This is a genomic window from Pseudomonas sp. UW4 (genome assembly GCF_000316175.1).
GTDB lineage: Bacteria > Pseudomonadota > Gammaproteobacteria > Pseudomonadales > Pseudomonadaceae > Aquipseudomonas > Aquipseudomonas laurylsulfatiphila.
In genome coordinates this window covers 4,797,318-4,818,838 of the sequence record NC_019670.1, presented here as the reverse complement: position 1 = coordinate 4,818,838, position 21,521 = coordinate 4,797,318, and the positions used below count along the sequence as shown (strand labels likewise).

General features: G+C 60.0%; 15 protein-coding genes and 1 pseudogene. 11 read left to right on the top strand and 5 right to left on the bottom strand.

Annotated features, from left to right (window positions below; translation table 11 throughout):
* Positions 1-32: 32 nt before the first annotated feature.
* The 4 genes and pseudogenes from PPUTUW4_RS21260 to PPUTUW4_RS30400 all read right to left on the bottom strand — a co-directional run.
* Complete coding sequence (locus PPUTUW4_RS21260; RefSeq protein ID WP_007978181.1) at positions 33-1,280, bottom strand: ribonucleotide-diphosphate reductase subunit beta; 1,248 nt, start codon at positions 1,278-1,280, stop codon at positions 33-35.
* A gap of 526 nt (positions 1,281-1,806) precedes the next feature.
* A complete protein-coding gene (locus tag PPUTUW4_RS21255) occupies positions 1,807-2,082 on the bottom strand; it encodes a hypothetical protein (RefSeq protein ID WP_015096509.1) in 276 nt (91 codons plus the stop codon).
* A gap of 190 nt (positions 2,083-2,272) precedes the next feature.
* Complete coding sequence (locus tag PPUTUW4_RS21250; RefSeq protein WP_015096508.1) at positions 2,273-2,536, bottom strand: DUF2790 domain-containing protein; 264 nt, start codon at positions 2,534-2,536, stop codon at positions 2,273-2,275.
* 233 nt (positions 2,537-2,769) lie between these two features.
* A pseudogene (locus PPUTUW4_RS30400) lies at positions 2,770-2,847 on the bottom strand (outer membrane lipoprotein carrier protein LolA); the annotation flags it as partial.
* A gap of 275 nt (positions 2,848-3,122) precedes the next feature.
* Here PPUTUW4_RS30400 and acs point away from each other — a divergent pair.
* The 7 genes from acs to argR all read left to right on the top strand — a co-directional run bounded on the left by acs (position 3,123) and on the right by argR (position 11,175).
* The gene (gene acs / locus PPUTUW4_RS21245) at positions 3,123-5,078 is read left to right on the top strand and encodes an acetate--CoA ligase (protein WP_015096507.1); all 1,956 of its coding nucleotides are present in this window, start codon (positions 3,123-3,125) and stop codon (positions 5,076-5,078) included.
* A gap of 698 nt (positions 5,079-5,776) precedes the next feature.
* Positions 5,777-6,553 (top strand): ABC transporter substrate-binding protein, encoded by a 777-nt coding sequence (locus tag PPUTUW4_RS21240; protein ID WP_008049550.1) that lies wholly within the window; start codon positions 5,777-5,779, stop codon positions 6,551-6,553.
* Positions 6,554-6,644: 91 nt separating this feature from the next.
* Positions 6,645-7,334, top strand: a complete 690-nt coding sequence (locus PPUTUW4_RS21235) for an ABC transporter permease (RefSeq protein ID WP_015096506.1) — start codon at positions 6,645-6,647, stop codon at positions 7,332-7,334.
* On the top strand, positions 7,331-8,029 hold the full coding sequence (locus PPUTUW4_RS21230) for an ABC transporter permease (RefSeq protein WP_015096505.1): 699 nt from the start codon (positions 7,331-7,333) through the stop codon (positions 8,027-8,029). The genes PPUTUW4_RS21235 and PPUTUW4_RS21230 overlap by 4 nt, the downstream gene beginning before the upstream one ends.
* Before the next feature lies 1 nt (position 8,030).
* Positions 8,031-9,143 carry a M14 family metallopeptidase gene (locus PPUTUW4_RS21225; RefSeq protein ID WP_015096504.1) on the top strand — a complete coding sequence of 371 codons (1,113 nt, stop codon included), beginning with the start codon at positions 8,031-8,033 and terminating at the stop codon, positions 9,141-9,143.
* 27 nt (positions 9,144-9,170) lie between these two features.
* Complete coding sequence (locus PPUTUW4_RS21220; protein ID WP_007971015.1) at positions 9,171-9,935, top strand: ATP-binding cassette domain-containing protein; 765 nt, start codon at positions 9,171-9,173, stop codon at positions 9,933-9,935.
* 247 nt (positions 9,936-10,182) lie between these two features.
* Positions 10,183-11,175, top strand: a complete 993-nt coding sequence (gene argR, locus PPUTUW4_RS21215) for a transcriptional regulator ArgR (protein WP_015096503.1) — start codon at positions 10,183-10,185, stop codon at positions 11,173-11,175.
* A gap of 7 nt (positions 11,176-11,182) precedes the next feature.
* Here the strand turns inward: argR and PPUTUW4_RS21210 are convergent, their stop codons facing one another.
* The gene (locus tag PPUTUW4_RS21210; RefSeq protein ID WP_015096502.1) at positions 11,183-16,120 is read right to left on the bottom strand and encodes a DUF6543 domain-containing protein; all 4,938 of its coding nucleotides are present in this window, start codon (positions 16,118-16,120) and stop codon (positions 11,183-11,185) included.
* Between the two features lie 309 nt (positions 16,121-16,429).
* Between PPUTUW4_RS21210 and PPUTUW4_RS21205 the strand changes: the two genes are divergently transcribed.
* From PPUTUW4_RS21205 to astD, 4 genes are all read left to right on the top strand, one after another.
* Complete coding sequence (locus PPUTUW4_RS21205) at positions 16,430-17,650, top strand: aspartate aminotransferase family protein (protein WP_015096501.1); 1,221 nt, start codon at positions 16,430-16,432, stop codon at positions 17,648-17,650.
* A 214-nt stretch (positions 17,651-17,864) separates the two neighbouring features.
* Positions 17,865-18,884, top strand: a complete 1,020-nt coding sequence (gene aruF, locus PPUTUW4_RS21200) for an arginine/ornithine succinyltransferase subunit alpha (protein WP_007971023.1) — start codon at positions 17,865-17,867, stop codon at positions 18,882-18,884.
* A gap of 87 nt (positions 18,885-18,971) precedes the next feature.
* On the top strand, positions 18,972-19,997 hold the full coding sequence (astA, locus tag PPUTUW4_RS21195) for an arginine N-succinyltransferase (protein WP_007971025.1): 1,026 nt from the start codon (positions 18,972-18,974) through the stop codon (positions 19,995-19,997).
* Positions 19,994-21,463 carry a succinylglutamate-semialdehyde dehydrogenase gene (astD, locus tag PPUTUW4_RS21190; RefSeq protein ID WP_177325121.1) on the top strand — a complete coding sequence of 490 codons (1,470 nt, stop codon included), beginning with the start codon at positions 19,994-19,996 and terminating at the stop codon, positions 21,461-21,463. The genes astA and astD overlap by 4 nt, the downstream gene beginning before the upstream one ends.
* Positions 21,464-21,521: the final 58 nt, after the last annotated feature.

The window sequence follows — 21,521 nt, the reverse complement described above, 5'->3', positions numbered from 1 at the left end:
GTTTTTTATTAGGAATGATGGCTGTCTAGAAGTTAATCCCAGCTAAGCGCACCACCAGTCTGATACTCAATAACCCGAGTCTCAAAGAAATTTTTCTCTTTCTTCAAGTCCATAATCTCGCTCATCCAAGGGAACGGGTTAGTCGTCCCTGGATACTCTTCCTTCAAACCAATCTGGCTCAAACGACGGTTAGCGATGAACTTCAGGTAGTCCTCCATCATCGCCGCGTTCATGCCCAACACGCCGCGAGGCATGGTGTCACGGGCGTATTCGATCTCCAGCTGAGTGCCTTGCAGAATCATCTGCGAAGCTTCTTCCTTCATCTCGGCATCCCACAAGTGCGGGTTTTCGATTTTGATCTGGTTGATCACGTCGATGCCGAAGTTCAGGTGCATGGATTCGTCGCGCAGGATGTATTGGAACTGCTCGGCGACGCCGGTCATTTTGTTGCGGCGGCCCATGGAGAGGATCTGGGTGAAGCCGCAGTAGAAGAAGATGCCTTCCAGGACGCAGTAGTAGGCGATCAGGTTGCGCAGCAGTTCTTTGTCGGTTTCGACGGTGCCGGTTTCGAACTTCGGATCGGAGATCGAACGGGTGTATTTCAGGCCCCAGGTGGCTTTTTTCGCGACCGATGGGATCTCGTGGTACATGTTGAAGATTTCGCCTTCATCCATGGCCAGGGATTCGATGCAGTACTGGTAGGCGTGGGTGTGGATCGCCTCTTCGAAGGCCTGGCGCAGGATGTACTGGCGGCATTCCGGGTTGGTGATCAGGCGGTACACGGCCAGGACCAGGTTGTTGGCAACCAGGGAGTCGGCGGTGGAGAAGAAGCCGAGGTTGCGCATCACGATGCGGCGCTCGTCGTCGGTCAGGCCTTCCGGGTTTTTCCAGAGGGCGATGTCGGCGGTCATGTTGACTTCTTGCGGCATCCAGTGGTTTGCGCAACCGTCCAGGTACTTCTGCCAGGCCCAGTCGTACTTGAAGGGTACGAGTTGGTTGAGGTCGGCGCGGCAGTTGATCATGCGCTTTTCGTCAACTGCGACACGGGCGGAGGCGCCTTCGAGTTCGGCGAGGCCTTCGGCGACGTCGAGGGAATCCAGGGCGGCTTTGGCGCGGGCAACGGCGGCGGAGTCAGCGGCGGTCACGGCACGGGCTTCCAGGGCGGCGGCACCGCCAGCGCTGTCGAGACGGTCCATGTTGGCTTCGGTGGCGTGGCCAGCGTTGGCGCTCTTGACTGCTACTTCCGTGTCTTCTTTGTCGAATTCGTCCCAGCTCAGCATGACGTGTCGTCTCCTGCGTGAGGGCCAGAGTGCCCGTGTGAAAATGGATAGGTTGGTTTTCACACGGCCTTACTGGCCGCGTTGGATCTAAAGGAATCGTTTTTTGCAGCAGCTATACGCAGGCATCAAACAGAATTTTGTACGGGGTTCCGAGAGCCACTGATGGGCGCAGCAAGCGGCGAGCGCCTGTGCGGGGCTTCAGACTGGCTTTTCATCCCTGTAAGGGGATATTGCAGGCCCGTTTAAGGCCGCATTATAGGGAAGTTTTGCGTGCTGTGGTGCGGCGAAATGGCTCACGGATCGGTCGACAGGGGCCGTATTTCGGTCGGAGCGAGGGTTTACAGGGCTTTGAACGGTTTTGGCGGGGGAAGATTTTTTTTCTTAATTTTTTGCCCCGGGAATTTTTTGTTCAAGAAATAACCAAAAAAGGCTTTTTTCACTACATCTTGTGTTTCTGTGGGGTTTTCTCAGGCTCCAGACACAACTAAGCCCGACCGAAGTCGGGCTGTGAAGTCACGCGGGTGGATCAGCTCAGGCGACCTGCACCGACGTGGTCGGCACCATCGGCGGCGAGGCGGGCGGCACCGGTGTGGTCAGCGCCGTCGGAAGCCAGTTTGCCGGCGCCTACATGGTCTGCGCCATCGGCGGCGAGGCGGGCTGAACCGGTGTGGTCGTAACCGTCGGAAGCGACAGCCGCTTCAGTGGTGTAGGCGGCCGAGCCGGTGCGGTCGTAACCATCGGCGGCGAAGGTGTTGGCAGCCAGGACGGAGAGGGTCAGGGCGAGGATCAGTTGGGTTTTCATGGTCAGTGCTCCGGATTCGTGGGCGTTGTTTGTCTTGGGTTGAATTTGATACTACGCCGATTAATTCGATTAAAAAGCGCAAATAAATGCTTAAAACAATCGATTTAATCGATTATTAAGGTTCGGCGCTTCATCTGCCTGATCGTGGCGGGTGGGTCGAACCTTATTGGGGGGAGGTGTGAAGCAGGGATCAGCCGTTAGAGCAACCGTTGCCCATCGCGCTGTAACGCAGGATATGTCGTTGACCGTTGGAATCTTCGTATTCCATTTTCATGGGGACAACTTCACAAACATTCGGTGCTTCGCTCATGGAGATGACTTTGGCGATGTCCAGATTCATCGAGTAAGTGTATTCCTCAACGGGCGGTTGTTGCTGCGCGACATCAGTCGGCACCTCGCTTGCCATGGCGGTTGCGCACACGCTGCCGAGGGCCAGAACCCATAAAGCTTTCATTTGAGTTTTACCTTTCTAGGGTCGAGTGGGGGCACGCAATCCTTTTGAGATTGCGTGTGGAGCTTCAGTATCTGGGTGTTTGATTAACTGCCTTCGTGGGGGCTGTATCTTGGTTAATCAGGTTGCCTTGTCGGCGTGGCAGATTTTAGGGGGGACGGATACGTTCATATAGACGTGGTTTTGATAAACACCTTTGACAGATCCTGTAACAATCCCTGAATAGCCTGTTCTTTTGTAGGAGCGAGCCTGCTCGCGATGAGCCAGGGAGCACCGCGGGGTGTCAGATTGGGCGCGTTATCGTTGACGACCATCGCGAGCAGGCTCGCTCCCACAGGTATCGCTTTTGTAGGAGCGAGCTTGCTCGCGATGAGCCAGAGAGCGCCGCGGGGGTGTCAGATTGGGCGCGTTATCGTTGACGACCATCGCGAGCAGGCTCGCTCCCACAGGTGCCGCGGTGGTATTGGGTTTGACGGGTATTCACGACATTTTGTGTGGGCTTGTTACTACCATCGTCGAATGGTTCTATAGGCCCGGCCCGGCTACAACAGGGTCATACAAAAACAACTATTCCACCGAGGTAAGAAAGATGAGTGCGGCTTCCCTGTATCCCGTTCGTCCCGAGGTTCTGGCCAACACCCTGACCGACGAGGCGACCTACAAGGCCATGTACCAGCAGTCGGTCGTCAACCCGGACGGCTTCTGGCGCGAGCAAGCCAAGCGCCTCGACTGGATCAAGCCTTTCACCACGGTGAAGCAGACCTCCTTCGACGATCACCATGTCGACATCAAGTGGTTCGCCGACGGCACCCTGAACGTGTCCTACAACTGCCTCGACCGTCATCTGGCCGAGCGCGGCGACCAGGTCGCGATCATCTGGGAAGGCGATGACCCTGCCGAAAGCCGCAACATCACCTACCGCGAGTTGCACGAACAAGTCTGCAAGTTCGCCAACGCCCTGCGCGGCCAGGACGTGCACCGCGGCGACGTGGTGACGATCTACATGCCGATGATCCCCGAAGCCGTGGTCGCCATGCTGGCCTGTACCCGGATCGGCGCGATCCACTCGGTGGTGTTCGGCGGGTTCTCGCCGGAAGCCCTGGCCGGTCGCATCATCGACTGCAAATCCAAAGTGGTGATCACCGCCGACGAAGGCATTCGTGCCGGCAAGAAGATCCCGCTCAAGGCCAACGTCGACGACGCGCTGACCAACCCGGAAACCAGCAGCATCCAGAAAGTCATCGTGTGCAAGCGCACCGGTGGCCAGATCAAGTGGAACCAGCACCGCGACATCTGGTTCGAGGACCTGATGAAAGTGGCCGGTACCGTGTGCGCGCCGAAAGAGATGGGCGCCGAAGAGGCGCTGTTCATCCTCTACACCTCGGGCTCCACCGGCAAGCCGAAGGGCGTGCAGCACACCACCGGCGGCTACCTGCTGTACGCCGCCATGACCCACGAGCGCGTGTTCGACTACCGTCCGGGCGAAATCTACTGGTGCACCGCCGACGTCGGCTGGGTCACCGGCCACAGCTACATCGTCTACGGCCCGCTGGCCAACGGCGCGACCACCCTGCTGTTCGAAGGCGTGCCGAACTACCCGGACATCACCCGGGTGGCGAAGATCGTCGACAAACACAAGGTCAACATCCTCTACACCGCGCCGACCGCGATCCGCGCCATGATGGCCTCGGGCACCGCCGCTGTTGAAGGCGCCGATGGCAGCAGCCTGCGCCTGTTGGGTTCGGTGGGCGAGCCGATCAACCCGGAAGCCTGGGACTGGTACTACAAGAACGTCGGCAAGTCCCGTTGCCCGATCGTCGACACCTGGTGGCAGACCGAAACCGGAGGCAACATGATGAGCCCGCTGCCGGGCGCCCATGCCCTCAAGCCGGGCTCGGCGGCGCGCCCGTTCTTCGGCGTGGTGCCGGCCCTGGTGGACAACCTGGGCAACATCATCGAAGGCGAGGCCGAGGGCAACCTGGTGATTCTCGATTCGTGGCCAGGCCAGGCGCGTACGCTGTATGGCGATCACGACCGCTTCGTCGACACCTACTTCAAGACCTTCCGCGGCATGTACTTCACCGGTGACGGCGCCCGTCGCGATGCCGATGGCTATTACTGGATCACCGGTCGCGTGGACGACGTGCTCAACGTCTCCGGCCACCGCATGGGCACCGCCGAGATCGAAAGCGCGATGGTCGCGCACCCGAAAGTCGCCGAGGCGGCGGTGGTCGGTGTGCCGCACGACATCAAGGGACAGGGCATTTATGTCTACGTCACCCTGAAAAACGGTGAAGAGCCGAACGAGCAACTGCGCCTGGAGCTGAAGAACTGGGTGCGCAAGGAGATCGGGCCGATTGCCTCGCCGGATGTGATCCAGTGGGCGCCAGGGCTGCCGAAGACTCGCTCGGGCAAGATCATGCGGCGGATTCTGCGCAAGATTGCTACCGCTGAATATGATGGGTTGGGGGATATCTCCACCCTGGCGGATCCGAGTGTGGTGCAGCATTTGATTGATACGCACAAGACCATGAATGTCGCGTAAGCGGCTTCTGAGTCACTGAAGCCCCACCTGGCGTTGCGCCGGGTGGGGCTTTTTTATTCTCTGGTTTTTGTGTTGGGCGGGCTGGCCCCATCGCGAGCAAGCTCGCTCCCACAGGTTTTTGCGGTGTGGCTCAGGTCGTGTGTACACCACGAATCCCTGTGGGAGCGAGCTTGCTCGCGATAGCGGTTTGGCAGGCGCTACAGCAACATCTACCAATAAATATCGGTTTCCTCTGTCGGCGTTTTCCTACTGTTACCCGAGATCTTTCAGGTTACTGAATGTGTAACCGCGTCGGATCAATGCGGGGCATTGGGAAACGCAAGGCCCCACATCGGGGGCTAAAAACCACCGCTGAAAAATAAGACTCCACGCTGCGCTTGCCGGATTAGAAGGGTTTGCCAATAATAGGCCCGCAATTTGCAATATAGATCGGTTCCATATCTTTTGCTCTTGCATGATTTTGCAGGGCTGTCAACGCGCTAAAACGACTTTCTCGGTGCTTCTGTAATTAGTTGTCGCATTGAAGAAATATCGGCCTCGGGCCTCTCGTTAGAATGCCGATCACTCGCTCGTCGTTGCCCGTGTTGAATTTAAACACCGGCTTCCCAGGACGCAGCACTGCTTTCTGGTTCCACTCATTCGCATATTGGGCTGTTGCTCACTCTGCCGTTTTTGCCCTTTACCGATGGAGTCCCAAGATGAAGAAACTCGTGCTGCTTGGCGCCCTGGCACTGTCCGTGCTGTCGCTGCCATCCTTCGCCGATGAAAAGCCTCTGAAAATTGGTATCGAAGCGGCTTACCCTCCGTTCGCTTCCAAAGCACCGGACGGCAGCATCGTTGGTTTCGACTACGACATCGGCAACGCCTTGTGCGAAGAGATGAAGGTCAAGTGCGTGTGGGTCGAGCAAGAGTTCGACGGCCTGATCCCGGCACTGAAAGTGCGCAAGATCGACGCGATCCTGTCGTCCATGTCGATCACTGAAGATCGCAAGAAGTCCGTGGACTTCACCAACAAGTACTACAACACCCCGGCTCGCCTGGTCATGAAGGCCGGCACCCAGGTCAGCGAAGGCCTGACCGAGCTCAAGGGCAAGAACATCGGCGTACAGCGTGGTTCGATCCACGAGCGTTTCGCCCGTGAAGTCCTGGCCCCGCTGGGTGCCGAGATCAAGCCATATGGCTCGCAGAACGAAATTTACCTCGATGTGGCCGCCGGCCGCCTCGACGGCACCGTGGCAGACGCTACGCTTCTGGATGACGGTTTCCTGAAAACCGACGCCGGTAAAGGTTTCGCCTTCGTCGGCCCTGCATTCACCGACGTCAAATACTTCGGCGACGGTGTAGGCATCGCGGTGCGCAAGGGCGACAAGGCTGAGCTGGACAAGCTCAACGCCGCCATCGCCGCCATTCGCGAGAACGGCAAGTACAAGCAAATCCAGGACAAGTACTTCGCCTTCGATATCTACGGCAAGTAATACGCCCCGGCGACAAGTCCGAAATGGCGCAAGCAGCAGGATCTCTGAGGTTTGCGCCATTTTTTCATCCCAACTTTCGAGGACCTGAATCATGTTGAAAGGCTACGGGGCTGTCATCCTCGATGGCGCTTGGCTGACGCTTCAGCTCGCCTTGTCGTCCATGGCCATGGCCATCGTTCTGGGCCTGATCGGCGTGGCACTGCGTCTGTCGCCGGTGCGCTGGCTGGCCTGGCTGGGCGACCTGTATTCCACGGTGATCCGCGGTATTCCCGACCTGGTGCTGATCCTGCTGATTTTCTACGGCGGCCAGGACTTGCTCAACCGCGTCGCACCGCTGCTCGGCTTTGACGAGTACATTGACCTGAATCCGTTGGCTGCCGGTATCGGCACCCTGGGTTTCATCTTCGGTGCGTACCTGTCTGAAACCTTCCGGGGTGCGTTCATGGCGATCCCCAAGGGTCAGGCCGAAGCCGGCATGGCGTACGGCATGAGCAGTTTCCAGGTGTTCTTCCGGGTGTTGGTGCCACAGATGATTCGCCTGGCGATTCCGGGTTTCACCAACAACTGGCTGGTATTGACCAAGGCGACCGCGCTGATTTCGGTGGTCGGCCTGCAGGACATGATGTTCAAGGCCAAGCAGGCGGCCGATGCCACCCGCGAGCCTTTCACCTTCTTCCTCGCAGTGGCGGCGATGTACCTGGTGATCACCAGTGTGTCGTTGCTGGCATTGCGTCACCTTGAGAAGCGCTACTCGGTAGGCGTAAGGGCGGCTGATCTATGATCTTCGACTACAACGTCATTTGGGAGGCCTTGCCGCTGTACTTCGGCGGCCTGGTGACCACCCTCAAACTGCTTGCGCTGTCGCTGTTCTTCGGCTTGCTGTGCGCATTGCCGCTGGGCCTGATGCGCGTCTCGAAGAACCCGGTGGTCAACATGTCCGCCTGGCTCTATACCTACGTGATCCGCGGCACACCGATGCTGGTGCAGCTGTTTTTGATCTACTACGGTCTGGCGCAGTTCGAAGCGGTGCGTGAGAGCTTCCTCTGGCCGTGGCTGTCCAGCGCAACCTTCTGTGCGTGCCTGGCATTCGCGATCAACACCAGCGCCTACACCGCCGAGATCATCGCCGGCAGCCTGCGGGCCACGCCGAACGGCGAGATCGAAGCGGCCAAGGCCATGGGCATGTCGCGCTTCAAGATGTACAAGCGCATCCTGCTGCCGTCGGCCCTGCGCCGGGCGCTGCCGCAGTACAGCAACGAAGTGATCATGATGCTGCAGACCACCAGTCTGGCGTCCATCGTGACCCTGATCGACATCACCGGTGCCGCGCGCACGGTCAACGCTCAGTTCTACCTGCCGTTCGAGGCCTACATCACCGCCGGCGTGTTCTACCTGTGCCTGACCTTCATCCTGGTGAAGCTGTTCAAGATGGCCGAGCGCCGCTGGCTGGGCTACCTGGCCCCGCGGAAGCACTGATATGGAACGCATCGATCATGCTTTGCCGTGGAGCCACCTGGGCAGCGAACGCCGGATTTCGGTGTTCCGCTTTGGTAGTGGCGAGCGCAAGGCGTATATCCAGGCCAGCCTGCACGCCGATGAGCTGCCGGGCATGCGCACGGCGTTCGAGCTGAAAAAGCGTCTGGCCGAACTCGAAGCAAAGGGCTTGCTCAACGGTGTGGTCGAACTGGTGCCGGTGGCTAATCCACTGGGGCTGGGTCAACTGCTTCAGGGCAATCATCAAGGGCGTTTCGAGGCGGGCAGCGGCAAGAACTTCAACCGCGATTTCGTCGAGTTGAGCGCACCTGTGGCGGCTGCACTGGCAGAAAGCCTGGGTGACGATCCGCACGCCAACATTCGCCTGATCCGTCAGGCGATGGTCGATCATCTGGCCGCTTTGCCAGAGGCGAGCAGCCAGTTGCAAGGCATGCAGCGGGTTCTGCTCAGCCACGCCTGCACCGCCGATGTGGTACTGGATCTGCATTGCGACGCCGAAGCGGCGCTGCACATGTACGCCTTGCCGCAGCACTGGCCGCAGTGGCGTTCGCTGGCTGCGCACCTGAATGTGCGGGTCGGTTTGCTGGCGGAAGATTCCGGCGGCAGTTCGTTCGACGAAGCCTGTTCGTTGCCGTGGTTGCGCCTGTCGCGTCTGTTCCCGGATGCACAGATTCCACTGGCGTGTCTGGCGACTACCATTGAATTAGGGGGGCAGGCCGATACCGGTCGCGCCGAGGCTTGCGCCCATGCCGAAGGCATTCTGGCCTTCCTTGCCGAGCAAGGATTGATCAGTGGCGAATGGCCGAAGCCTGCGCAAGACCCTTGCGAAGGCATGCCATTCGAAGGCACTGAATTGTTGTTGGCACCACACCCCGGTGTGGTGAGTTTCCTGCGTAAGCCCGGTGAGTGGGTTGAAGCGGGTGACGAGATTTTTGAAGTGATCGATCCGTTGGCGGATCGGGTCAGCACGGTGTGTGCTGGTACGTCCGGGGTGCTGTTTGCCATTGAACGGCTGCGTTATGCCCAACCCGGTTTCTGGCTGGCCAAGGTGGCGGGGCGCGAAGCGCTGCGTCACGGGCGCTTGCTCAACGACTGACTGACTGTTTTTGTGAGAACCGATCGCATGTACAAACTTGAAGTCCAAGACCTGCATAAACGCTACGGCAGTCACGAAGTGCTCAAGGGCGTGTCCCTGAAAGCGGCAGCCGGCGATGTGATCAGCATCATCGGCTCCAGTGGCTCCGGCAAAAGTACCTTCCTGCGCTGCATCAACCTGCTGGAGCAGCCGCACGCGGGCAAGATCCTGCTCAACAACGAAGAGTTGAAGCTGGTGGCGAACAAGGACGGCGCGTTGAAAGCCGCCGACCCGAAACAGCTGCAACGCATGCGTTCGCGCCTGTCGATGGTGTTCCAGCATTTCAACCTGTGGTCGCACATGACCGCGCTGGAAAACATCATGGAAGCGCCGGTGCACGTGCTCGGCGTGTCCAAGGCCGAAGCCCGCGAAAAAGCCGAACACTACCTGAACAAGGTCGGCGTGGCCCATCGCAAAGACGCTTACCCGGGCCACATGTCCGGCGGTGAGCAGCAGCGCGTGGCGATTGCCCGTGCACTGGCGATGGAGCCTGAGGTGATGCTGTTCGACGAACCGACCTCGGCCCTCGACCCGGAGCTGGTGGGCGACGTGTTGAAGGTCATGCAGGCCCTGGCCCAGGAAGGCCGGACCATGGTGGTGGTGACCCACGAAATGGGCTTCGCCCGTGAAGTGTCGAACCAGCTGGTGTTCCTGCACAAAGGTGTGGTCGAAGAAAGCGGCAACCCGCGCGAAGTGCTGGTGAACCCGCAATCGGAGCGTCTGCAGCAATTCCTCTCGGGCAGCCTAAAGTAATCAGGGCTGCCGTTGTGCACCGGGATAGTGCATGCTTCGCAACCTAAAGGCCAGCCCCGATCCCTTGTGGGAGCGAGCCTGCTCGCGAATGCGGTGTGACATTCAATACAGATGTCGACTGATCTACCGCTTTCGCGAGCAGGCTCGCTCCCACATTTGATCTCTGTTGGTTTCGAGATTTGCGTTCATTTACGGGCTAGCATTGGCCCATGCCTTCATCACTGTTCTTCGTTTCGGATTGCCCGCCATGACTGCCCATCGAATTGGTTTCCTGATTTGGCCCAGCACTAAAGCACTGACGCTTGCGCTGGCTGAGGAGGCCTTGCGTGTTGCTCAGCGTGTGCATCCGGACGTGGTTTACGAACTGTCGTTCCTGCAGGCCGAAGCCATTACAGAGGCCGCGGCCGACAGCGCCTGGCAATTGCCGGGTGAGGCATGGACCGGCAAGCTGGAAAACTTCCAGAAACTGTTCCTGCTCGCTGACGAGCCACCGACCGCACTGGCGCCGGCGCTCAGCAGTGCGCTCAAACAGCTGGTGCGTTCCGGTTGCGTGATCGGCGGTCTGTCGGCCGGTGTTTACCCGTTGGCGCAACTCGGTTTGCTCGATGGCTATCGCGCGGCCGTGCATTGGCGCTGGCAGGACGATTTCGCCGAACGTTTCCCCAAGGTCATCGCCACCAGTCACCTGTTCGACTGGGATCGCGATCGCCTGACCGCGTGCGGCGGCATGTCGGTGCTCGACTTGTTGCTGGCGGTGTTGGCCCGCGACCATGGCGCGGAGCTGGCGGGTGCGGTCTCCGAAGAACTGGTGGTCGAGCGCATCCGCGAGGGCGGCGAGCGCCAGCGTATCCCGTTGCAGAACCGTCTCGGCTCCAGCCATCCGAAGCTCACGCAAGCCGTGTTGCTGATGGAGGCCAACATCGAAGAGCCGCTGACCACCGACGAAATCGCCCAGCATGTGTGCGTGTCCCGTCGGCAGCTGGAGCGGATCTTCAAGCAATACCTCAACCGTGTGCCGAGCCAGTATTACCTGGAACTTCGCTTGAACAAGGCCCGGCAGATGTTGATGCAAACCAGCAAGTCGATCATCCAGATCGGCCTGTCCTGTGGCTTCTCCTCGGGGCCGCATTTCTCCAGCGCCTATCGCAACTTCTTCGGTGCCACGCCGCGGGAAGATCGCAACCAGCGGCGCAGCAGCAGCCCGTTCGAATTGTCATCGGTGCCACCGGAACGCGGGTAGCCAGTACTCAGTCTTCAATGTCGGTGTCGGGCGCTCCATCCTCCGGCACCGGCATGTCGGCTATCTCGTCGATACCCAGATCATTCTCGGTTGCGCGAAAGTACGCAGCGATGCGTTGCAAGCTTTGCGCATTGAACGGGTTGCCGCTGAAGTCAAAGCTTTCTCCGACACCCGGGTCCACCTCCATGAGTTCGGGCGGCATCTCGGTAATGGCGTTGAAGCTCAGGTCGACGTCGGTCCAGGTCGTGATGCTCAGCACTCCCTTGGGGATTTCAGTGATGCCCGTGTGACTCAAGTCCAGTGAGGATATTTCTGTCATGTGGCTAAGGTCAGGGCTTAGACCGAGTGGATTGTTCCGCAGATTCAAGTGGTCAAGGCTATCCATGCCCGCCAAGGCCTCTACGGTTTCCTGAGTCAGGGTAATGCCGCACTCCGACAAGCTCAGCACTGACAATCTGCCCATTCTGAAGATGGCTTCGGGAAGATTGCCCAGGTGGTATCCCCGTATGGTCAGGGTGTCCAGGTTGGCAAAACTGTCCAGGAACCGGCCAAGTCCAGGTGCAATGCCATGGGTGGTCGTCAGGTACATTTCGGGCACATGACTGAAGTCGGCTGACAGCGTCGGCAGGTCACCCAAGATTGGCAGGTGTGAGACGAATCCGTACTCACCCACGGCAATGTTTTCGATGGGGATCTGGCGCCAGCAGCGTTCCAGGTTTTGCTTGAATTCGTCTCTTTTGACGTGCTCGGCAAACATCTCGTTGGCCGTCAGCGGGGCGCCAGTATCGGAATGGGTGTCGGGCACATCGGCCGTCCACCGGCTCAGCTCGGTACCGAGTCGGGTGAGTTCTAGCTCGCGACGGGTCAGGTCAGCTCGACCCTCTGCGAGGGTGCCGGGTAAGCGATAGACGAAGTCGCTGGCCTCTTCGTTGTCCAGACTTGGGTAGAGGGCTTTGACGCGATCGATATCGACCTGTTCGGCATGGACTCCAAAGTCCTTTTCGGTTCGCTGATAGTGACGCTTGATGTGTTCCCGGGTGCTCGGGGACAGAGGGTTGTTGCCAAAATCAAATCCCTCGCTGATGTCGCCGGGCAGATCGAAGAGGGCGGTGGGCAATTCGGTGATCTGGTTGTCATTCAAAATGGCGGTTCGAATGCTCGGGTGATTCACCAGACCCTCGGGAATGCGGGTAATTCCGGTACCGGAAAGATCGACGTAGTTCAGCTTCGGCATGTTTTCCAGAGAAGGGCACACACCGAGCGGGTTTTTGTACAGGTCGAGCGCAGTCAATTGGTTCAGGGCAGACAGGGTGGCGCAACTCTGTTCTGTGAGGGTCACGGCGCAGTCGCTGAGGATGAGTGCGTCGAGTTGGGGCCATTGGGCAATGGCGTCCGGCAACTGCCCCAGTTCGAAGTTGCGTAGCGCCAGGCGGTCGAGGCTGGAAAACCCCTTCAAAAAATCATTCACGCCCTGGGTGGCACGATGACCTTCAAGCGTCACGCTGCGCACCTGAGGGAAATCGACGTTCAACTTTGGCAGCTCGCCAACGACCGGCTGGGAGAATTCAAAGGAAACCGGTACGCCACGGGTGCTGTCGTAGGTGGCCTGACGCCGCCAGCAGTCGAGCAATCTGGCTATCATTTGCCGGCGTGCATACCGTTGACTGGCGAGCTGCTCGACGCTCAAGCGGATTTGCGTGCCCGGAACATACAACGGGATCTCGTCGCACCAGGTGCTCAATTGCTCAAGCAATTGCGCGTGTTGGTTAAACAGGCGCTGGAGTTCTGCGCGCGGTCCGCCGGGATTGGCTTGCAATCGTGCGGCAAAGGCTTGCAGTTCCTCTGCGCTCAGATGGGGAAATAGCCGATAGATGTGGCTTTGTAACGAAGGGGTATTGACCGGCATCCGGTGATAACCATCGCCCCCGCCCAGCAAACGCATGACCGCCGGATCGTAGGCAGGCTTGAGATTCGGCCGTTGCGCCAGCAGCGCACGCAGTGCTTCACGAGTGACGGCGTGGGTGCGAATCAGCCGCTTGAGCCTTTCGCCCTCTCCGATGTTGATGTTCAGGGCGATTCGCTCGCTGTCGGGCAGCGCCTGTAACAGGCTGGAATAAAGGGTGTCAGTGCTACTGAGCTGTTCGCCGGCGTCGTCGTAGGCCTGATACGCCCCTTCATCGGTCAACACCAGCACCTTGCGCAAGGGCGCGTCCGGCTCGCCGATGCTGTCGATCAGCGGCCCATTGTGGGTGTATTGGCGGATTTCCAGGCGCAGTTGTCCCGACCAGCCAGGCAAGCGTTCCAGGGTGTGTAACGCCAGGCGATCGGTGTCGAGATGGTTGCGCGTCGAGTACAGGTAGAGCCCTTCATAAGCGCGAGTGACGCGCACCTGCAGGCCGGCCTCCTGTGCCAGTTCCGTGAGGCGTTTGGACAATGTTCCACGCTCCAGTTGCTCGCGTTCGGCGGCACTGGCGCTGTCGAGCAGTGCTTCGGCGAGGCTGGTTGGCAAACCGGGTTCGCTGTCGATAATGCGCTGGACCAAGGGGCGCGCACCTTGTTCGATTTTGCGGTAGCGCTGGCTGAAGAGGTTTTCCCGTTTGTCGGCGGCAAGCGTTGTCAGGTAGCGGCGCACTGAGCGTGCGTCGGTGTTGTCGAGGTGTTGCAACAGGGTGTTGATCAGGTCGCCATCGTCCAGTTGCGCTAGGTTGATCTGCACCACGACCTGGTTGCCCACGCCGCGCTCCCAGAGGGTTTCTCCTGTTGCATCGACCAGTCGCAGCCCCTTGTCCGCTGGCCAGTTACCGTAGTCGCAGAGCAGTTCCAGTTGCATCAGCGGATCAGCCTTCAGGTAATCGTCCGCACGATTGCTGCCGATTTGATCAATGAAGATCTGCAGGTCCTGATCAATTTTGAAGCGTTTGAGGGTGTCGGCCAGCAGCGGCGGTACCTGTTCGGCGTCGACATGCATCTTGCGCAAGGCGTTTTCGTGGCAGCCGCTGATGCTGAGGATACGCTCGCGTTCGCTCGCGGAAAAACGCTGCATGTCCGGGCCGATACGCCGCAGCAGGGTGGCCTGGTCCCAGGTCAGTGGCTGCTCGAGTTCGGTGTGCCAGGCCCCTTTTCCGTTGTGCCTCAGAGTGGGTTTGTAAGCTTCGGGACGCGTGGGGTGCTGGATGCGATGGCGCCCCGTCAACGGATCCTCGGTCACGGAGTAACGGCTGTTGTCCAGTGTCAGCAGGGTTTTGCCTTGATGGGTGTGCAGTCCCGTCGAGTCGGGTTTCGCGTCGTTGGGGGTCGTGACGGTTTGTTCGTAAGGCGTCAGGTCGGGCTTCCAATAGCGGGTTTCGCCATTGGGGCGTTTCACGGCGTTGAAGCGGTCGATGAATTGCACGACTTCCCGGGGCAGGACCGCGCGAAATTCGCTGACGGCGATCATGCCACCTGCCGCGAAAGTGCCCAGTTGCACTGCAGATTCAACCATCCCCATGAAATGCTCGAAGGCTTCGTTGGTCAGGCCTTCTGCCCAGTCGACAACACCTTCGAAGGTGTCATCCAGCAGCTGATAGGCCGTGTAAGCCAGCATCAGCTCGCCAAGGAACGGGACGAACGGCAACGCGATGAAGGCTGCGATGTTCAGCAGCGCCGAGGCGATTTCCGTGAAGGAGTCCCATAACGCCCATCGGGCCTTGCGGTCGACCGTGGCCGTCGACACTGCGATCACGCGCGCGTCATTGAGGATCTTGTCGAGTTTGCGTTGATAGAGATGAACCCACAGGTCGCCTCTGATCGGCGTTACTGCCATTTGCAGGTCGGGACGCTGGTTGGGGTTTTCTCTCCAGGTCGGCCGTGGATCGCCGGGTGGGACCGGTTGCCAGGTGATGGGATCGAGGCGGTTGTTCAGTTCGGCGAAGAAGTAACCGCGGTCTTCATGATTGATAAATCGACTGAAAAACTGTTGATAGTCGGGCTCTCGCAGGCGCTGGCTCAGTTCCTCGGCGAATGCCGCCGATGAGGGGTATTGCTTGATGGGATGTTCCGGGTCGTCAGGAATGTAGGCCACTACCCGGACCGTTTCGCGGGCGCGCTCCAGTTCCGGGGCGAACAGCACGATGCCGGTCAGGCGGGCATTCATGATCGTCAGGTCATGGCATCGCCAGGATAGGTCGTGGCCATCGGAGAGCAGGCGAAGGAGCGGCTGATGAACGTCGCTGGCCAGCAGGTTTTGCATCTGCGCCATCTGCAGGGCGGCTGTCAGGGCGGTTTTTTGGCTTTCGCGAATTTTCGGTTGCAGGATCGCCGCAGCCACCGGGTTGCTGATGCCAAGGTTGTCTTCCAGGTATCTTTTATAGCGCTCGCCAATGTCGAGTTCGCGGCACAGTTGGGTGAACGCCGTGATGGGCATCTTCGCCAGAATCTGTGGCAGGGTGCTGAAGTGCCCGGTGGAAGAGGGTGCAGTGATGTAAGTCGAGGCGGGCTCAAAGGCGTCGACTTCGGTTTCGGCGCTTTCGAAGTTGTGCAGCGCGGCGTCCAGCAACGACACGGTCCAGGTGCGCGCGGCTCCGGACTTCAGGCGCAGCCAGGGTATGTGCGCGGGAATGTAAAGACGCAGAAAGGTTTTACTGACGTCCGCTTCCAGGCCGAAACGTGTCTTGAGTGCGCCCTTGAGCATGGGTTCGGCGAAGTCTGCGGGGTTCAGCAGATTCGCCAGGGCCTGATCGACCCGGTTCTGGCTTGTCGTCTGCAGGGTAATGAGTCGACCGAGTTCGGCGTGCTGATCTTTAGGTGCATCCCTGATGGGGCTGGGCAACACCGGCTTGATGTTGCGCAGCGCTTCACGCCGTTTTGGCGTGGTTTGGCGAAGCCAGGGCGCAATGACGTTCATCAGGTGCTGATAATGCGCGTCGGACCTGAAAGTCTCAGGGATGTCGGGATTTTCGGTATTCATGGGGATAGGTCCACCATCGTGGTTGATAGACCGTCAGGAAAACCCGTAATCAAAGAGGACGCGCGGTACATATCTACCGCATTCCTTGAATCGGCATGGGTTACGCACAGCGACCTGCCGCAAACGCCCGCCGCCAGTTAAACTGCGCCTTTGCGACCCTATATGTCGCATTGCCGTAAACCCGGGAAAATCCGGGGTTTGCGCTATAAGAAGTTGTCGCTTGGCGGCAAGGCCGGGCTGAAAACTGTCCTTACAATCCTCACCAAGCTCGCCAGTTTCAGGCGAGTGTTTTCTCTTCAGGAGACTCCGATGTCCGTTGAGCACGCTGCGGTACAACGCGCCGATTTCGATCAGGTAATGGTTCCCAACTATGCGCCTGCCGCATTCATTCCTGTGCGTGGCGCCGGTTCCCGCGTCTGGGACCAGTCCGGTCGCGAGCTGATCGACTTCGCCGGCGGGATTGCCGTTAACGTATTGGGCCACGCGCATCCGGCGCTGGTCGGTGCCTTGACCGAACAAGCGAACAAGCTGTGGCACGTGTCCAACGTGTTCACCAATGAGCCGGCCCTGCGCCTGGCGCACAAGCTGGTCGACGCCACCTTTGCCGACCGCGCCTTCTTCTGCAACTCCGGCGCCGAAGCCAACGAGGCCGCCTTCAAGCTGGCCCGTCGTGTCGGTTTCGACCGTTTCGGCAGCGAGAAGTACGAGATCATCGCCGCGCTCAACAGCTTCCACGGCCGTACCCTGTTCACCGTGAACGTCGGTGGCCAGTCGAAGTACTCCGATGGCTTCGGTCCGAAGATCACCGGCATCACCCATGTGCCGTACAACGATCTGGCCGCGCTGAAAGCCGCCATTTCCGACAAGACTTGCGCTGTGGTGCTGGAGCCGATCCAGGGCGAAAGCGGTGTCATCCCGGCTGAACTCGAATACCTGCAAGGTGCCCGCGAACTGTGCACCGCGCACAACGCATTGCTGATCTTCGACGAAGTGCAAACCGGCATGGGCCGCACCGGCCACCTGTTCGCCTACCAGCATTACGGCGTGACTCCGGACATCCTGACCAGCGCCAAGAGCCTGGGCGGTGGTTTCCCGATCGCTGCCATGTTGACCACTGAAGAGCTGGCCAAGCACCTGGTCGTCGGCACCCACGGCACCACCTACGGCGGTAACCCGCTGGCGTGTGCGGTCGCGGAAGCTGTGATCGACGTGATCAACACCCCTGAAGTGCTGGCTGGCGTCAAGGCCAAGCACGACAAGTTCAAGGCGCGCCTTGAGCAGATCGGCGAAAAGTACGGCTTGTTCACCAAGGTCCGTGGCATGGGCCTGTTGATCGGCTGCGTGTTGAGCGATGCGTGGAAAGGCAAGGCCAAGGACATCTTCAACGCCGCTGAAAAAGAAGGCCTGATGGTCCTGCAAGCCGGCCCGGACGTGGTGCGTTTCGCGCCAAGCCTGGTGGTGGAAGACGCCGATATCGATGCCGGCCTGGACCGCTTCGAACGTGCTGCGGCAAAACTGACGCAAGCCTGATAGACCCTTCGACGCCTGACCGTTCAGGCGTCGAACCCAATTTTGATGCCGGGCACGATCAAATGTGGGAGCGGGCTTGCTCGCGAAAGCGGTGTATCAGTCAACATTTTTACTGTCTGACCCACCGCTTTCGCGAGCAAGCCCGCTCCCACACTGATCTCTGTGTAGGCCCGGGATTTTTCTTCTGTAAGTTCTGAGATTAAGGAGTGACACCATGCTGGTGATGCGCCCCGCGCAAATGGCTGATCTGGGCGAGGTACAGCGTCTGGCTGCGGACAGTCCGATTGGTGTCACTTCCTTGCCGGATGACGTTGAGCGCCTGAGCGACAAGATCGCGGCAAGCGAAGCCTCGTTCGCCGCCGAAGTGAGCTTCAACGGTGAGGAAAGCTATTTCTTCGTCCTCGAAGACAGTGCCACCGGCAAGCTGGTCGGTTGCTCGGCCATCGTCGCGTCGGCCGGTTACTCCGAGCCGTTCTACAGCTTTCGCAACGAAACCTTCGTCCACGCTTCGCGCGAGCTGAAGATTCACAACAAGATCCACGTGCTCTCCCAGTGCCACGACCTGACCGGCAACAGCTTGCTGACCAGTTTCTACGTGCAGCGCGATCTGGTGGGTTCGCCGTGGTCGGAACTCAACTCCCGTGGCCGCTTGCTGTTCGTGGCCAGCCATCCGGAGCGTTTTGCCGATTCCGTGGTGACCGAGATCGTCGGTTACAGCGATGAAAACGGCGACTCGCCATTCTGGGATGCCATCGGGCGCAACTTTTTCGACCTCAACTACGCTGAAGCCGAGCGTCTGTGCGGCCTCAAGAGCCGTACGTTCCTCGCCGAACTGATGCCGCATTACCCGATCTACGTGCCCCTGCTGCCGGACTCCGCTCAAGAAGCGATGGGCCAGGTGCACCCGCGGGCGCAGATCACCTTCGACATCCTGATGCGCGAAGGCTTCGAGACCGATCACTACATCGACATTTTCGACGGCGGCCCGACCCTGCATGCCCGCGTCTCGGGGATCCGTTCGATCGCCCAGAGCCGCGTGGTGCCGGTGAAGATCGGCGAGCCGGTCAAAGGTGTCGGTCGCCAATACCTGGTGGCCAACGCCCAGTTGCAGGATTACCGCGCGGTCATGCTCGAGCTTGACTACGCACCGGGTAAACCGGTGACCCTGGACCTGGAAGCGGCCGAAGCCCTGGGCGTCGGCGAAGGTGCCAGCGTGCGCCTGGTGGCGGTTTAACGCCTGCTGCTATGCCTATAAAGATTGAATGCTTAGTAAAGCAGCGAGTTTCACGGGTGGCGCAAGCCGCCCGTTTGAGGAGATAGCATGATCGTTCGTCCCGTACGCAGCAGCGATTTACCCGCTCTGATCGACCTGGCCCGCAGCACCGGCACCGGCCTGACCACCTTGCCGGCCAACGAAGAACGTCTGGCCCATCGGGTCGGCTGGGCCGAGAAGACCTTTCGCGGCGAAGCCGGGCGGGGCGACGCGGACTACCTGTTCGTGCTCGAAGACGACGACGGTCGCGTGGTGGGCATTTCCGCCATTGCCGGCGCCGTCGGCCTGCGTGAGCCCTGGTACAACTTTCGGGTCGGTCTGACGGTCAGCGCTTCCCAAGAGCTGAACATCTATCGCGAAATCCCGACGCTGTTCCTGGCCAACGACCTGACCGGCAACTCCGAGCTGTGCTCGCTGTTCCTGCATGCCGATTACCGCAGCGGTCTCAATGGCCGCATGCTGTCCAAGGCGCGGATGCTGTTCATCGCCGAATTCCCGCAACTGTTCGGCAACAAGATCATCGCCGAAATGCGCGGTGTTTCCGACGAAGCCGGGCGTTCGCCGTTCTGGGAAAGCCTGGGCCGTCACTTCTTCAAGATGGAATTCAGCCAGGCCGATTACCTGACCGGTGTGGGCAACAAGGCGTTCATCGCCGAACTGATGCCGAAATTCCCGTTGTACACCTGCTTCCTGTCGCCGGATGCGCGCAACGTGATCGGTCAGGTTCACCCGGACACCGAACCGGCGCTAGCCATGCTCAAGAGCGAAGGTTTCAGCTACCAGGGCTACGTCGACATTTTCGACGCAGGCCCGGCCATCGAATGCGAAACCGGCAAGATCCGCGCGGTACGCGACAGCCAGGCGCTGGTGCTGGCCGTCGGCACGCCGGGTGACGACGCCACGCCATTCATCATCCACAACCGCAAGCGCGAAGACTGCCGCATCACTGCTGCGCCGGCACGTCTGGCCGCCGGCACCCTGGTGGTCGATCAGCAGACCGCCAAACGTCTTCAACTCAACGCTGGTGATCAAGTGCGCGCCGTAGCGTTGTCCGCAGCTCGGGAGTCGAAATAATGAAGTCGCTTTACATCGCAGGTGAATGGCTGGCAGGTCAGGGCGAAGCCTTCGAGTCGCTGAACCCGGTGACCCAGCAGGTGCTGTGGTCCGGCGTCGGTGCCACCGCCGCTCAGGTCGAATCGGCTGTGCAAGCTGCGCGTCAGGCGTTTCCGGGCTGGGCGCGGCGTACCCTGGAAGAGCGTATCTCGGTGCTGGAAGCCTTTGCTGCCGCGCTGAAGAATCATGCGGACGAACTGGCCCGCACCATCGGCGAGGAAACCGGCAAGCCACTGTGGGAAGCGGCGACCGAAGTCACCAGCATGGTCAACAAGATCGCCATCTCGGTGCAGAGCTACCGCGAGCGTACCGGCGAGAAGAGCGGCCCGCTGGGCGACGCCACCGCTGTGCTGCGCCACAAGCCTCACGGTGTCGTCGCGGTATTTGGCCCTTACAACTTCCCGGGCCACTTGCCGAACGGCCACATCGTACCGGCACTGCTGGCCGGTAACAGCGTGCTGTTCAAGCCCAGCGAGCTGACACCGAAAGTGGCCGAACTGACGGTCAAGTGCTGGATCGAAGCCGGTCTGCCGGCGGGCGTGTTGAACCTGCTGCAAGGCGCTCGCGAAACCGGTATCGCCCTGGCGGCGAACCCGGGCATCGACGGCCTGTTCTTCACCGGTTCCAGCCGTACCGGCAACCACCTGCACCAGCAATTCGCCGGTCGTCCGGACAAGATCCTCGCGCTGGAAATGGGCGGTAACAACCCGCTGGTGGTCGATCAGGTCGCCGACCTCGATGCCGCGGTGTACACCATCATCCAGTCGGCGTTCATCTCCGCCGGCCAGCGTTGCACCTGTGCCCGCCGCTTGCTGGTGCCGCAAGGCGCCTGGGGCGACTCGCTGCTGGCGCGCCTGGTGGCCGTCAGCGCGACAATTGAAGTCGGTGCCTTTGATCAACAGCCGGCACCGTTCATGGGCTCGGTGGTTTCCCTCGGCGCAGCAAAAGCACTGATGGATGCCCAGCAACACCTGCTGGCCAATGGCGCCGTGGCGCTGCTGGAAATGACCCAGCCTCAGGCTCAGTCGGCCTTGCTGACCCCTGGCATCCTGGACGTGACCGCCGTCGCCGATCGTCCTGACGAAGAGCTGTTCGGCCCGTTGCTGCAAGTGATCCGCTACGCTGATTTTGAAGCAGCGATCGCTGAAGCCAACGACACCGCGTACGGCTTGGCCGCCGGTCTGCTGTCGGACTCCGAAGCGCGTTACCAGCAATTCTGGCTGGAAAGCCGTGCCGGTATCGTCAACTGGAACAAGCAACTGACCGGTGCCGCGAGCAGCGCACCATTCGGCGGCGTCGGCGCCTCGGGCAACCATCGCGCCAGCGCTTACTATGCGGCAGATTACTGCGCGTACCCGGTGGCCTCGCTGGAAACGCCGAACCTGGTGTTGCCTGCGGCCCTGACGCCGGGCGTGAAAATGGCGTGATGCCCATTCGCGAGCAGGCTCGTTCCCACAGGGAAATGCATTCCAATGTGGGAGCGAG

Excerpts from the sequence above, each read along its gene's own strand:
- astA (WP_007971025.1), top strand. The coding sequence starts at position 18,972 with ATGATCGTTCGTCCCGTACGCAGCAGCGATTTACCCGCTCTGATCGAC.
- aruF (WP_007971023.1), top strand. The coding sequence starts at position 17,865 with ATGCTGGTGATGCGCCCCGCGCAAATGGCTGATCTGGGCGAGGTACAG.
- PPUTUW4_RS21240 (WP_008049550.1), top strand. The coding sequence starts at position 5,777 with ATGAAGAAACTCGTGCTGCTTGGCGCCCTGGCACTGTCCGTGCTGTCG.
- PPUTUW4_RS21260 (WP_007978181.1), bottom strand. The coding sequence starts at position 1,280 with ATGCTGAGCTGGGACGAATTCGACAAAGAAGACACGGAAGTAGCAGTC.
- PPUTUW4_RS21230 (WP_015096505.1), top strand. The coding sequence starts at position 7,331 with ATGATCTTCGACTACAACGTCATTTGGGAGGCCTTGCCGCTGTACTTC.
- PPUTUW4_RS21205 (WP_015096501.1), top strand. The coding sequence starts at position 16,430 with ATGTCCGTTGAGCACGCTGCGGTACAACGCGCCGATTTCGATCAGGTA.
- PPUTUW4_RS21250 (WP_015096508.1), bottom strand. The coding sequence starts at position 2,536 with ATGAAAGCTTTATGGGTTCTGGCCCTCGGCAGCGTGTGCGCAACCGCC.
- acs (WP_015096507.1), top strand. The coding sequence starts at position 3,123 with ATGAGTGCGGCTTCCCTGTATCCCGTTCGTCCCGAGGTTCTGGCCAAC.
- argR (WP_015096503.1), top strand. The coding sequence starts at position 10,183 with ATGACTGCCCATCGAATTGGTTTCCTGATTTGGCCCAGCACTAAAGCA.
- PPUTUW4_RS21255 (WP_015096509.1), bottom strand. The coding sequence starts at position 2,082 with ATGAAAACCCAACTGATCCTCGCCCTGACCCTCTCCGTCCTGGCTGCC.
- PPUTUW4_RS21225 (WP_015096504.1), top strand. The coding sequence starts at position 8,031 with ATGGAACGCATCGATCATGCTTTGCCGTGGAGCCACCTGGGCAGCGAA.
- PPUTUW4_RS21220 (WP_007971015.1), top strand. The coding sequence starts at position 9,171 with ATGTACAAACTTGAAGTCCAAGACCTGCATAAACGCTACGGCAGTCAC.
- PPUTUW4_RS21235 (WP_015096506.1), top strand. The coding sequence starts at position 6,645 with ATGTTGAAAGGCTACGGGGCTGTCATCCTCGATGGCGCTTGGCTGACG.
- PPUTUW4_RS21210 (WP_015096502.1), bottom strand. The coding sequence starts at position 16,120 with ATGAATACCGAAAATCCCGACATCCCTGAGACTTTCAGGTCCGACGCG.